Annotated in this window: 12 protein-coding genes; 4 read left to right on the top strand and 8 right to left on the bottom strand. The window is 60.9% G+C overall.

Translation table 11 applies throughout. The features are described from left to right. Positions 1–102: 102 nt before the first annotated feature. Positions 103–1,014 (bottom strand): 5-dehydro-4-deoxyglucarate dehydratase, encoded by a 912-nt coding sequence (gene kdgD / locus LOY50_RS04455; RefSeq protein WP_003177964.1) that lies wholly within the window; start codon positions 1,012–1,014, stop codon positions 103–105. Between the two features lie 371 nt (positions 1,015–1,385). On the opposite strand from kdgD, the gene LOY50_RS04450 reads away from it, so the two are divergent. Then, positions 1,386–1,739, top strand: coding sequence for a hypothetical protein (locus LOY50_RS04450; RefSeq protein WP_253471613.1), 354 nt, complete (start codon positions 1,386–1,388; stop codon positions 1,737–1,739). Between the two features lie 270 nt (positions 1,740–2,009). On the opposite strand, the gene LOY50_RS04445 is transcribed toward LOY50_RS04450, so the two are convergent. From LOY50_RS04445 to LOY50_RS04430, 4 genes are all read right to left on the bottom strand, one after another. Beyond that, positions 2,010–2,756: a FadR/GntR family transcriptional regulator gene (locus LOY50_RS04445; protein ID WP_003197797.1), complete on the bottom strand. Its 747-nt coding sequence runs from the start codon at positions 2,754–2,756 to the stop codon at positions 2,010–2,012. Positions 2,757–3,020: 264 nt separating this feature from the next. Beyond that, complete coding sequence (locus LOY50_RS04440) at positions 3,021–4,748, bottom strand: ABC transporter ATP-binding protein/permease (protein ID WP_214511239.1); 1,728 nt, start codon at positions 4,746–4,748, stop codon at positions 3,021–3,023. A 92-nt stretch (positions 4,749–4,840) separates the two neighbouring features. Next, positions 4,841–5,401, bottom strand: coding sequence for a response regulator transcription factor (locus tag LOY50_RS04435; protein ID WP_003177957.1), 561 nt, complete (start codon positions 5,399–5,401; stop codon positions 4,841–4,843). After that, positions 5,394–6,656 (bottom strand): ATP-binding protein, encoded by a 1,263-nt coding sequence (locus LOY50_RS04430; RefSeq protein ID WP_123342788.1) that lies wholly within the window; start codon positions 6,654–6,656, stop codon positions 5,394–5,396. The genes LOY50_RS04435 and LOY50_RS04430 overlap by 8 nt, the downstream gene beginning before the upstream one ends. 266 nt (positions 6,657–6,922) lie before the next feature. Between LOY50_RS04430 and LOY50_RS04425 the strand changes: the two genes are divergently transcribed. Then, positions 6,923–7,639, top strand: a complete 717-nt coding sequence (locus tag LOY50_RS04425) for an SIMPL domain-containing protein (protein ID WP_253471609.1) — start codon at positions 6,923–6,925, stop codon at positions 7,637–7,639. 96 nt (positions 7,640–7,735) lie between these two features. Here the strand turns inward: LOY50_RS04425 and LOY50_RS04420 are convergent, their stop codons facing one another. Both LOY50_RS04420 and LOY50_RS04415 read right to left on the bottom strand, forming a co-directional pair. Further along, positions 7,736–7,981 carry a hypothetical protein gene (locus tag LOY50_RS04420; protein ID WP_024618924.1) on the bottom strand — a complete coding sequence of 82 codons (246 nt, stop codon included), beginning with the start codon at positions 7,979–7,981 and terminating at the stop codon, positions 7,736–7,738. Between the two features lie 134 nt (positions 7,982–8,115). Further along, positions 8,116–8,499: a DUF6124 family protein gene (locus LOY50_RS04415; protein WP_258690373.1), complete on the bottom strand. Its 384-nt coding sequence runs from the start codon at positions 8,497–8,499 to the stop codon at positions 8,116–8,118. A gap of 436 nt (positions 8,500–8,935) precedes the next feature. Here LOY50_RS04415 and LOY50_RS04410 point away from each other — a divergent pair, with 436 nt between their 5' ends. Further along, a complete protein-coding gene (locus LOY50_RS04410; protein WP_253478692.1) occupies positions 8,936–9,079 on the top strand; it encodes a hypothetical protein in 144 nt (47 codons plus the stop codon). Positions 9,080–9,327: 248 nt separating this feature from the next. Here LOY50_RS04410 and LOY50_RS04405 read toward each other — a convergent pair whose 3' ends face one another. After that, on the bottom strand, positions 9,328–9,528 hold the full coding sequence (locus LOY50_RS04405) for a nucleoid-structuring protein H-NS (protein WP_258691295.1): 201 nt from the start codon (positions 9,526–9,528) through the stop codon (positions 9,328–9,330). A 903-nt stretch (positions 9,529–10,431) separates the two neighbouring features. Between LOY50_RS04405 and LOY50_RS04400 the strand changes: the two genes are divergently transcribed. After that, the gene (locus LOY50_RS04400) at positions 10,432–12,033 is read left to right on the top strand and encodes an ABC transporter substrate-binding protein (protein ID WP_258690372.1); all 1,602 of its coding nucleotides are present in this window, start codon (positions 10,432–10,434) and stop codon (positions 12,031–12,033) included. Positions 12,034–12,111: the final 78 nt, after the last annotated feature.

The following is a 12,111-nucleotide window of genomic DNA, read 5'->3' as shown; positions in this document are numbered from 1 at the left end:
CTGGGGACGCAGAGCGTCCCTGGCGGCATTCCCACGCAGAGCGTGGGAACGACAAGCCTTACGCAAAAAGCCGCTGATTACTCAGCGGCCTCATCGGGTCTGTTACTGCTTGCCTTGCTTGTCGATCAGCGCGGCCAGGGCTTCGTATTCTTCTGGCAGCAGGTCGGTCAGCGGCGTGCGCACAGGGCCGGCGTCATAGCCAACGATCTTCGCGCCGGCCTTGACGATGCTCACCGCGTAACCGGCCTTGCGGTTGCGGATGTCCAGGTAAGGCAGGAAGAAGTCGTCGATGATCTTGCCGACGGTCTCGTGATCGTCGCGGGCAATGGCGTGGTAGAAATCCATCGCGGTTTTCGGGATGAAGTTGAACACCGCCGAGGAGTAGACCGGTACGCCCAGGGCCTTGTAGGCCGCGGCATAGACTTCAGCGGTCGGCAAGCCGCCCAGGTAGCTGAAGCGATCGCCTAGGCGGCGACGGATCGACACCATCAGTTCGATATCGCCCAGGCCATCCTTGTAGCCAATCAGGTTCGGGCAGCGCTCGGCCAGTTGCTCCAGCAAAGTGGCGTTCAGGCGGCAGACGTTGCGGTTGTACACCACCACGCCGATCTTCACCGATTTGCACACGGCTTCAACGTGGGCGGCAACACCGTCCTGGCTGGCTTCGGTCAGGTAATGCGGCAGCAGCAACAGGCCCTTGGCACCCAGGCGCTCGGCTTCTTGAGCGTATTCGATGGCCTGGCGAGTGGCACCGCCAACACCGGCAAGGATTGGCACGCTGGTGGCGCAGGTATCGACGGCGGTCTTGATGACTTGGGAATACTCGCTGGCGGCCAGGGAGAAGAATTCACCGGTGCCGCCCGCTGCGAACAAAGCAGAGGCGCCATACGGGGCCAGCCACTCGAGGCGCTTGATGTAGCTGTCGCGATTGAAATCGCCTTGAGCAGTGAAATCGGTGACCGGGAACGACAGCAGGCCAGACGAGAGGATGGACTTCAGTTCTTGTGGATTCATTATTCGAACACCCTGGACGCAAATGATGTGTTGTAGGAAACGGTTCAGCTTCACGTGAAGTTGTAGGTCATCGTACAACTTAAAATATGAACGTCAACTGCATTTCGTCTTTTGTCGGGTGTCGGGACCGGAACGTTTGTCGTGAAACCTTGTAAATCGGGGGTTTGAGCGGGATTGGAAGAAGGATGAAAACTGCCGCCCGAGCATCAGGACCGCTCGTCGTCACTGTCAACTCTGCCAGTAGGCGTCGTCACGGCAAGGGGGCATAACCCTGGCATGGCTGTGCTGGGCACGGCCGTAGCCCCTTTCACAATCTTTTAAGTGAGCCGCCCGTACGCGACGATCAGGGCTGCCTCACAGGGAGTGACATCATGACGATGTTTGCGAAGCCAACGCTCAAGGATTTTCCAACCACTGGTGAAGTCACGATCAGCCTGTCAAGGACAACGACGTTAACCGTGAAGATTCCGGATGCAGCTTTCGCACCGTACTCGAACGCCCAACTGACTCTGGGCCTCGGCTCGACGCCTCCAACTCCGGCAGGCGCGTTTACACCTCTGACCGAGGGCGAAGAGGGTACGCCACGCAAGGATGTGACAGTGACTGTAACCAGCGCCGAGTTGACCGCTTACCTCGGCAAATTGGTTGAGCTTCGTTACGAGGTTAGCTACGAGAGCTGGGATCCCGATACATCCGAGCCGCAAATGTTGCGGGTCAACGCGTAGGACTACGCGCTTACGACTCGTCAGACGGGCACACAGATACAAAGCCAGTCACCACTTCCCTATGGCGAGGGAGCTTGCTCCCGCTCGACTGTGTAGGAGCTGGCGAAGCCTGCGATCTTTTGATCTTTCGCTTGCGACTCAGGTGTCTGGGGAAAGATCGCAGCCTCGCTTCGCTCGACAGCTCCTACAGGCCCAGCGGGAGCAAGCTCCCTCGCCACAACTGCATCCTTGCCACGACAGCATCTTTGCCAGCAGGACAGTGAGCGACTTTCAGCCCTGCGCCTGCGCCTCTTCATGGGCCTGGCGCAGCCGCTCGCGGCTGTTGGTCAGGTGCAAACGCATGGCCGCGCGGGCCGCCTCGGAGTCCTGGCGGGCGATGGCGTCGTAGATCTCCTCGTGCTCACGGCTCAGGCGGTTCATGTAGCGCTGCTGGTCATCGTGGGCCAGGCGCGCCGAGTTTACCCGGGTACGCGGAATGATGCTGGTGCCCAGGTGGGTCATGATGTCGGTGAAGTAGCGGTTGCCGGTGGACAGGGCGATTTCCAGGTGGAAGGCGAAGTCCGAGGCCACCGCATCGCTGGCGTGGGCGGCGCTTTCGTTCAAGGCGTCGAGGGCGGCGCGCATGGCGGCCAGTTGCTCGTCGCTACGGCGCTGCGCCGCCAGCCCGGCGGATTCCACTTCCAGGCTGATGCGCAATTCCAGGATCGCCAGCACGTCACGCAAGGTGACCACGGTGGCCGGGTCGATGCGAAAACCGCTCGGGCTCGGCGTGTCCAGCACGAAAGTGCCGATGCCATGGCGGGTTTCCACCTGGCCGGCCGCCTGCAAGCGGGAAATCGCCTCGCGCACCACGGTACGGCTGACGCCATGGGCTTCCATGATCGCCGACTCGGTGGGCAATTTATCGCCACGCTTGAGCAGGCCGTCGCGAATCTGCTCGGTCAACACCGTCACCAGCTCCTGCGCCAGGCTGCGGCGCTTGCGGGGAAAGCGTGGTACTTCGATCGGGTTTTCCATGGGGCTGTGTCTCGGTAAACGGCTGAATGGCAACATCATAGCGCAACGTGGTTGTACGATCACCGTGGGTGAAGTGGCGAGTCTGGCGCTGAAACCGAGTCGGCTTCATCGCGAGCAAGCTCGCTCCCACATTGGAGCGGTATCCGGTTCACCCCAAAACCTTGTGGGAGCGAGCTTGCTCGCGATGGCGGTGGGTCAGCCACATCAATATCAACTGATACACCGCTATCGCGAGCAAGCTCGCTCCCACAGGTTTTGTGGTGTTTATGCGGTTACGGTGCGCTCCACCAGTTGGCCATTTTCGATACGCACATGTCGCGGATGGAAACGTTTCAAACTGCTTCGGTGGCCGACGCTGACGATGCTCAGGCCCGGCAACTGGTCGATCAGCGCCTGGTACAGCGTTGCTTCGTCTTCTTCATCCATCGCCGACGTGGCTTCGTCCATGTACAACCATTGCGGCGCATAAAGCAATGCCCGGGCAAAGGCCAGGCGTTGTTGCTCGCCGGGCGAGAGCATGCGCTGCCAGTGGTTGCTTTCATCCAGCCGCGCAATCAGGTGCGGCAGGCGGCAGGTTTCCAGCACCTGTGCATAACGTTCGTTGGGATAGATATCGCCAGCCTGTGGATAACTCAATACTTCACGCAGGCTGCCAATCGGCAGATATGGCTTCTGCGGCAGGAACAGGTAACGCGCGGCAGGAAGCCGGATCGTCCCGTGCCCCGCCGGCCACAAATGCCCCATCGCCCGCAGCAGGGTCGATTTACCACTGCCAGAACGGCCACTGAGCATCACCCGCTCGCCCGGTTCCACGGTCATGTCGGCGTTATCGAGCAGATGGCGACCGTCGGCCAGGTCCAGCCCCAAGTGATGAACCTTCAACGCATCGCCCTGGTTTTGCACGTCGATGGCCGGCACGCGGTCTTCGTTGTCGCTCATGGCCTGGCGGAAACTCAGCAGACGATCGCAGGTGGCGCGCCACGCAGCGAGGTCGGCGTAGGCGCTGATGAACCAGCTGAAGTTCTCCTGCACATTGCCGAACGCCGAGTTGATCTGCATGAGCTCGCCCAGCTGGATCTTGCCGGCAAAGTAGCGCGGCGCGGCGACGATGAACGGGAAGATGATCGCGATCTGGCCATAGCCGGAGGTGAAGAACGTCAAGCGCTTGGACACCCGCATGATGTCCCAGAAGTTATGCCAGACCAGGCCGAAACGCCCGCTCAGGCGACGGTTCTCATTCGGCTCGCCGTTGTACAGCGCAATGCTTTCGGCGTTTTCACGTACCCGGACCATGGAGAAACGCAGGTCGGCTTCGAAGCGTTGCTGGTTATTGTTCAGACCGATCAGGCGTCGGCCGATCAGGTGCGTCAGCCAACTGCCCACCGCCGCATACACCAGCGCGCACCAGAACATGTAGCCCGGGATGGTGTAGCCGAGCACCTCGATGCTGCCCGACACGCCCCACAAAATGATCGAGAACGACACCAGGCTGACCACGGTGCGCAGCAATCCCAAGCCCAGGCTCAGGGTGTTGGTGGTGAAACTGTTGAGGTCTTCGGAAATCCGCTGGTCGGGGTTATCGGTGTAGCCGCCCTGCTCCAGCCGGTAGTAATTCTTGTCGCCGAGCCAGCGGGCGAAATGCTGCTCGGTGAGCCAGGCCCGCCAGCGGATGGTGAGCATCTGCGTGAGGTACAAGCGGTATACCGCGCCCAGGATCGCCACCGCCGCGATGCCGCAGAAATACAGGATCAACTGCCAGAACGCCGCGCTGTCCTTCTCTTGCAGGGCGTTGTAGAAATCCTTGTACCAACTGTTGATCCACACCGAGATCGCCACGCTGAACAGCGAGAGTGCGATGACGGCGATCAACAGCGTCCAGGCCTTGCCCTTCTCCTCACTGCGCCAGTACGGCGTGGTCATTTGCCAGACACGGCGGAAAAACTGCCCGCGCACCGCGTCATTGACCGCGGAATATTCAGCGTTCTGATTCATGGTTAAGGCTCAATAGGGAAAAGAACTCGGGCCGATCATAAAGCAACGGCCCGATGTGTCGCGAGGGTGGACAACACCTGTTCAGCGCAGGTTCAGCGACGCACGGGACGCTTTTGCAATTTGCGCTGCAAAGTCCGCCGGTGCATGCCCAAGGCGCGGGCCGTGGCGGAGATATTGCCTTCATGCTCGGTCAGCACCCGCTGGATGTGCTCCCATTGCAGGCGATCCACCGACATGGGGTTTTCCGGCACCAGGGTGTCGAGGTCGGCGTGCTCGGACAACAGCGCCGCCAGTACATCATCGGCGTCCGCCGGTTTGCACAGGTAATTGCAGGCACCGCGCTTGATGGCCTCGACCGCGGTGGCGATGCTCGAATAACCGGTGAGGATCACCACGCGCATCTCCGGGTCCAGCTCCAGCAGCTTGGGCAGCAGCACCAGGCCCGAATCGCCGTCCATTTTCAGGTCCAGGGCGGCGTAGTCCGGCAGGTCGGCCTGGGCGATGGTCAGGCCTTCTTCGGCAGAACCTGCGGTGCTGACGCGAAAACCACGGCGGGACATGGCCCGGGCCATGACGCGGGTGAAGGTGGCGTCGTCATCTACCAGCAACAGGTGCGGCAGTTCTTCGCCGTCGACTTGGATCTCGTCACTCATGTTCGTCTCCTCGGTCGGCATGGGGCAGGCGCAGCTCGGTGAGCGTGCCGCCTTCCTCATGGGGGTAGAGTTTCACCGAGCCGCCGGCGCGTGTCACGCTGGCTTTGCTCAAAAACAGGCCCAGGCCGAAACCTTTGCCCTTGGTGGTATAGAACGGCTTGCCGATCTGCTCGGCAATCGCCAACGGCACACCGGCGCCGTGGTCGCGAATACTGATGGTCAGCTCATAGGCATTCCAGTCCAACGCCACTTCCAGCCCTTCGGGGCAAGCGTCGGCGGCATTGTTGAGCAGGTTCAGCAGCGCCTGGGTCAGGTCTGGCGGCGGTGCCATGCGCGGTACCACGCCCTTGCCCAGGCATTGGAAGCGATAACTGGCCTCCGGACGCATCAGGTGCCAGCGGTTCAGGGCGTCGTCGAGCCAGAAGGTGACCGCCTGCATGTCGATATCCAGCCGGCGGTTGGCCTCGGCGGCACGCACCAGGTATTGCAGGGTTTCCTTGCAGAGCTTGACCTGGTCCTGCAACACGCTGAGATCGTCCTGCAACGCTGGGTCATGGTGATCCTGGCGCATCTCCTTGAGCAGCACGCTCATGGTCGCCAGCGGTGTACCCAATTCATGGGCGGCGCCGGCGGCCTGGGTCGCCACGGCCAGCAATTGCTCGTCGCGCAGGCCCTCTTCACGGCGGATGGCGCGCAGTTCTTCCTGGCGGCGCAGCTCCTCGGCCATGCGCGCAGCAAAAAATGTAATGACTGCCGCAGCCAGGGCGAAACTCAACCACATGCCGTAGATCTGCAGGTTTTCCCGGGCGATGGGGAAGGTTTCCAGCGGGTAGAACCGCGCCAGCAGCAAGGTGTACAGCGCCAGGGCGATACCGGAAAGGATCAGCGAAAAACGCCATGGCAACGTCACTGCGGCGATAGTCAGCGGCACCAGGTAATAGGAGACGAAGGGGTTGGTGGAACCGCCGGAGAAATACAGCAGCGCGCTGTGGATAAACAGGTCACAGGCCAGTTGCACGGCGTATTCCAACTCGGTCACCGGCCACGAGGTGCGCAGGCGAATCGCCGTCAGCGCGCAGAGCACGCTGGAACAGACCAGGGTGATCGCCAGTTGCAGCCAGGGCAGCGGCAGCAGGTCGAACCAATAGGCGAGCCCCACCGAGCCGGCCTGGGCCGCCAGGACCAGAATGCGGATGAATGTCAGGCGCCAGAGGTTCTGGCGAGAGGCGGATGTCATTTGCAAAGGGGCGAGCATGAGCTCTCCTGATGAGCGCTCCAGGCGAATCGCACGGAGTATAACCAAGGCGCGGCTTGCAGCGGCAGATATGCGGCAAAGCGCCACAGCCCCGGATGCTACCTATACCCCCTGTGGCGAGGGAGCTTGCTCCCTCGCCACAAAAGCGCCACTGACCTGCAATCTGTATAGAAGTTGTAACTGTGCGAACCCACCCATAAAAGCTAGAGTCTTAACGTTCACGCAGGCCCGGACCTCACCCCTGCACATCATCCCAAGGAGCTTTCATGCACACGTTCAGTCGCCCCGCCGCCCTGCTCGCCCTCAGCCTCGGCACCGTCGCCAGCCTGCCGGCCCTGGCCGCCGATGAGCTGCACTACAACCAGATTTCCCTGCGCGCCGAAGCCAGCCAGGAAGTGGCCCGCGACCTGATGATCGTCACCCTCTACACCGAAGAACAGAACACCGACCCGGCCAAACTCGCCGCTGCCGTCAGCACCACCCTGAACAAAGCCATCGGCCAGGCCAAAGAGGTCAAGGACATCAACCTGCGCCAAGGCAGCCGCAACAGCTACCCGATCTACGACAACAAAGGCGGGAAAATCACCGGCTGGCGCGAACGCGCCGAACTGCGCCTGGAAAGCGCCGACTTCGCCGCCCTGTCCAAACTCACTGGCGAACTGCTGGGCGACCTGAAAATGGGCGGCATGGACTTCGCCATCGCCACCGCCACCCGCCAGAGCAGCGAAGACGCCTTGCTCAAGGACGCCGTTAACGCTTTCAAGGCCCGCGCCCAACTGGCCACCGACGCCCTGGGTGGCAAGGGTTACAAAATCGTCAACCTGAACTTCAACACCAACGGTTATCCACAACCGTACATGCGCCCGCAGATGATGATGAAAGCGGCGTCGATGGATGCCGAGTCGGTTACGCCTGAAGTGGAAGCGGGCACCAGCAAGGTGACGATGACGGCGGATGGGATGGTTGAGGTGTTGATGCAGTAACCATTCGAGGGGGCGGGTCAATTGCACTCATGGCAATTGATCCGCCTGTTATGGAAGGCCCCCTTAGCCTGGCGACACGGTCCTTACATCACATTCTTATTTCAGCAAGGCAACGGCCGCTTTAGCGAGCTGGATGAACAATTCATCATCCTGCGCATCAAAATCGCCATCTCCGTCGGCATCTCCTTTTACGTCCACCTTGTCGTAGCGACCATTTTTCAACGAGGAGGACACAGAGGTTGAAAAATCAAGCTCCTTACCGCTGTAGAACTCGAATAGAACCTCAGGGCTACTGTCACGATCCAGGTCTTCGATAGATATGCGAATTTCTTTAGCGGCCATGATTACACCTCTTCCAATGAATTAAGTAATGACGGCATCGCTACAGAAGTGGAGCGCGCCTGGATCCAACCTACCTCCAGGCGCGCAGCGTCGCTACTGTCAGATCTGTCAGGTGTATGCCTGTACAGAGGCTCTCAAGGTGCTGGGCTCGCCGGCGCTTCAAGCTGATCCAACGCCTTGTCCACCAGCAACTGGCACAACTCAACCAACTGATGAATCCCCAGCGCCACGCTGCGCCGCGTGCCCTCCACTTCAAAGGCCAGGTCTTCGGCCATGGCTTTTATCGAGGCCAGGGTTTCGGAGGTGCTGGTCAGTAGCGTGTCGGCGTCGGCTTTGGCGGTGACGGAGAACAGGCTGTCGATGCGCGGGTCGGTGCTTGATTCTGGAGGTTTTGGGTTGAGGTAATAATTGAGGGCGCGCTCGGCGGCGGCGCGGTCTTTTAGAAGGTCTTCGATGGAGTCGAAATCCGCCAATGGATTTGTTCTGTTGAAGTTCGGTTCAGTCTTTCCTTCGTTCATGTGCATGCTCCTGATGAAATTGGAGCCATCACTTGCCGTTATGGTCGTGAGGCTTACGACCTATTAATTTCGGGTTCCCACTCCCGGCCGCTGTTTTGCAGCGACAGGAAAAAGGTTAGAGAGCCCACTTCCGAGCGGCAACCCTAAAAAGCTGTGGGATGTTTCCTTTCGGGGCCGGTGATCCTTCCGACACAAATGAATGATTCATCACACCTCCTGGCGCTGCAACCCCCGTGGCGAGGGAGCTTGCTCCCGCTGGGCTGCGCAGCGGCCCTTTTCAGCGTTGTGTGTATATCCGTTTTTTTGGTAACGGCCACTTAGGGTTCCGCCCTGACGGCGGCTCACTTTTGAAAAGCGCAAAAGTAAGCAAAACGCTCTTGCCCCACCACTCGGCACCTCGCTTAGGCTCGGTGTGCCCTCACTCCGGCATTGCTCCGTGGGCCGCCGCGAAGGGCCATCCATGGCCCAGCGCGGCTACCTCGGCATCCATGCCGAGGTGCCCACTGCGCAATGCCTGCGTTCGGCCAGCGTGGTTAACGGGGCGCCCGAGATCAACGTCCACCACGAGGCGGCCTTATAGCCGACCTGGCTCTTGGTGAGACCGCGTTTCTCCTGTGGGAGCAAAGCTTGCTCGCGAGGCGGCCTTACAGCCGGTCTGTTTCTTCGGCTGTCCCCAACCCAAATTGTGGGAGCGAGCTTGCTCGCGATGAGGCCAGTAAGCTCAACATGCATGTGACTGAACCACCGCCATCGCGAGCAAGCTTTGCTCCCACAGGTCCTGCTCAAACAGATCTGATGGGTGTACGACCGGGGGAGCCAGGTCGGCTACTAGGCCGCCTCGCGGTGGACGTTGATCTCGGGCGCCCCGTTAACCACGCTGGCCGAACGCAGGCATTGCGCAGTGGGCATCCCGGCATGGATGCCGGGATAGCCGCGCTGGGCCATGGATGGCCCTTCGCGGCGGGCCCACGGAGCAATGCCGGAGTGAGGGCACACCGAGCCAAAGCGAGGTGCCAAGTGGTGGGGCATATAGCGTTTTGCTTACTTTTGCGCTTCTCAAAAGTGAGCCGCCGTCAGGGCGGAACCCTAAGTGGCCGTTACCGCAGCAATGGATATGTACTCAATCAGACCGCCATCGCGAGCAAGCTCGCTCCCACAGTTTGATCGACGTACAACCGGGAGACAGGTCGGCTATAAGGCCGCCTCGCGAGCAAGCTTTGCTCCCACAGGTCCTGCTCAAACAGATCTGATGGGTGTACGACCGGGGGAGCCAGGTCGGCTACTAGGCCGCCTCGCGGTGGACGTTGATCTCGGGCGCCCCGTTAACCACGCTGGCCGAACGCAGGCATTGTGCAGTGGGCATCCCGGCATGGATGCCGGGATAGCCGCGCTGGGTCATCGATGGCCCTTCGCGGCGGGCTCACGGAGCAATGCCGGAGTGAGGGCATGCCGAGCCTAGGCGAGGCACCGAGTGGTGGGGCAGGAGCGCTTTGGTTACTTTCGACTGGGCCGGCTTCCGGGCTTTTCGAAAGTGACCCGCCGTCAGGGCGGAACCCGAAGTGGCCGTTACCGCAGCAATGGATATGTACTCAATCAGACCGCCATCGCGAGCAAGCTCGCTCCCACAGTTTGATCGACGTACAACCGGGAGACAGGTCGGCTGTCAGGCCGCCTCGCGAGCAAGCTTTGCTCCCACAGACCTGACGGGTGTACGACCGGGAGAGCCAGGTCGGCTGTCAGGCCGCCTCGCGAGCAAGCTTTGCTCCCACAGACCTGACGGGTGTACGACCGGGAGAGCCAGGCCGGCTGTAAGGCCGCCTCGTCCAAGAGGCTATACCCAAACCCAACGGTCCCCCTCACTTTTCGATATTTCCAACACCCCCACCCGCAACGCTACTCTCCTGAAAACCTCACCACCCCCCAAGGGATTTCATGGACAGAACCACCTTCAAGCCCCTCCTGCTCACCCTGGCCCTGATCAGCAGCGCCCCAATGGCCCAGGCCGCCACCACCCTGGTCTACTGCTCCGAAGCCAGCCCCGCCGGGTTCGACCCCAGCCAATACACCAGCGGCACCGACTTCGACGCCTCGGCCGAAACCGTCTTCAACCGCCTCACCCAATTCAAACGCGGCGGCACCGAAGTCGAACCCGGATTGGCGACGAGCTGGGACGTATCCCCCGATGGCTTGGCCTACACCTTCCACCTGCGCGACGGGGTGAAATTCCACACCACCGACTACTTCACCCCCACCCGCGAGTTCAACGCCGACGACGTGCTGTTCACCTTCCAGCGCCTGCTCGACCCCCAACACCCGTTTCGCCAGGCCTATCCCACCGAGTCGCCGTACTTCACCGACATGGGCCTGAACACCACGATCAAAAGCGTCGAGAAAGTCGACGAACACACCGTGCGCTTCAACCTGAACAACGTCGATGCCGCCTTCGTGCAAAACCTGGCGATGAGTTTCGCCTCCGTGCAGTCCGCCGAATACGCGGCGCAGTTGTTGAAACAAGGCAAGGCCGGCGACCTCAACCAGAAACCCGTCGGCACCGGGCCGTTCGTGTTCAAGCGCTACCAGAAGGACTCGCAGATCCGCTACGCCGCCAACACCGCGTACTGGAAACCCGAGGACGTGAAGCTCGACAACCTGATTTTTTCCATCACCCCGGACGCCGCCGTGCGCCTGCAAAAGCTCAAGCGCGGCGAATGCCAGGTCAGTGGTTACCCGCGCCCGGCCGACATCGAGGTGATCGAGCAAGACCCGAACCTGCAAGTGCTCAAGCAGCCCGGTTTCAACCTGGGCTTTTTGGCCTACAACGTCACGCACCCGCCCCTGGATCAGCTCAAGGTCCGCCAGGCGTTGGACATGGCCATCGACAAGCCGGCGATCATCAAGGCCGTGTACCAGAGCGCCGGGCAGCTGGCCCAGAACGCCTTGCCGCCGGCCCAGTGGTCGTTCGACCCGACCATCCAGGACGCGCCTCATGACGTGACCAAGGCCAAGGCGCTACTGAAGGAGGCCGGAGTTGCGCCCGGTACAACCATCGATTTATGGGCGATGACGGTGCAGCGCGCCTCCAACCCCAATGCGCGAATGTCTGCACAGATGATCCAGCAGGATTGGGCCAAGATCGGGATCAAGGCCAACATCGTCAGCTATGAATGGGGCGAGTACATCAAGCGTGCAAAGAATGGCGAACATGATGCAATGATCTACGGCTGGACCGGCGACAACGGCGACCCCGACAACTGGCTGGGGGTGCTGTACAGCTGCGCGGCGGTCAAGGGCAGCAACTACGCCAAGTGGTGCGACCCGGCGTATGACCGCTTGATCCAGCAGGCCAAAGTCTCGACAGACCGCCAGAAACGGATCGATTTGTACCAACAAGCGCAGAAAATCCTCAAGCAACAGGTGCCGATCACCCCGATCGCCAACTCCACGGTATTCCAACCGATAAACAGGCAAGTGGTGGATTTCAAACTCAGCCCATTCGGCCTCACGCCCTTCTACGGCGTGGGTTTGAAGAAGTAACACCTGCCCATTTCCAGTGCGCTGCGGCCGCTCAACGCACCGGGAAAGGGCGCTATTTGCCCCGAAAAAACACGCGCA

Origin of the sequence: Pseudomonas sp. B21-010 (assembly GCF_024749325.1) — a bacterium.
Lineage (GTDB): Bacteria > Pseudomonadota > Gammaproteobacteria > Pseudomonadales > Pseudomonadaceae > Aquipseudomonas > Aquipseudomonas kilonensis.
This window is presented reverse-complemented; position numbering and strand designations above follow the sequence as displayed.